Raw genomic sequence first — 754 nt, 5'->3', positions numbered from 1 at the left:
GCCTCTCGGCGGCCTTGCGAAAAACAAATCCAAGTTAGACCATTTCAAATGGTTCGATGTCTGCCCGGATGCGACACAACTGGTGTGTCCATCCTCGCAGTATCCGGTTCTCAAGGTGCACGCCTGGCGGCTGATCCGGTCCGACCGGGCCGCGCGGCAAGGAGATATATTGCCAGACCGGAGGGGCGCCGGGGGCGGGAATCGCGCACTCCATATTTTGTTCACAAATGAATTAGCTGGCTCCGAGTTGCTCAGAGTCACACATTTGGTCATAAACCATGGACAGACCGTATGACCTCGGGAATCTTGCTGTCCACTGTAGACATAGCATCTTTATACCCTCGTTGGTCTCCGCTAATTAACCCGTCATAAATTGAAGGACAACGTTAACAAACCTATAAAACGCCTGCGGGGGCTCTATCTAATTAGTGATAGAGCCCCCGCAGGCGGAGCGAATTTGATTGAAACAATGCCCCTTAATTGATTTACTGGAAATAAGGAGCAAAAGATCCGTCCGGATAAACGTGGCGACAGAACCCTGGAGCCGACTGAGCGCCACCAGAAAGCGACATAAGCAAAAAGATCGGATCTACCTCACCGCGGACGACAACGATGCCCTCGACTAAAGCCAATCCGAACACACCTAAAACAGATAGTGTAAATGTCGGTTTGTATATCGCAAAAAAGGGGGAGGCCGCGAGGCCTCCCCCTTCTTCAAGTCATCCGACGGCTCGGTGCCGTCCACCGGTCAGCG

General features: G+C 52.7%; 1 protein-coding gene. It reads left to right on the top strand.

Annotated features, from left to right (window positions below):
- On the top strand, positions 1-295 hold a 295-nt coding region (locus tag ACESSC_RS09780; protein ID WP_373162751.1), incomplete at its 5' end, for a hypothetical protein.
- Positions 296-754 lie beyond the last annotated feature (459 nt).

Origin of the sequence: Collinsella aerofaciens, assembly GCF_964243765.1 — a bacterium.
Classification (GTDB): Bacteria; Actinomycetota; Coriobacteriia; order Coriobacteriales; family Coriobacteriaceae; genus Collinsella; species Collinsella aerofaciens_BU.
Note: the sequence above shows the minus strand (reverse complement) of the source record. Positions and strands in the feature narration are given on the sequence as shown.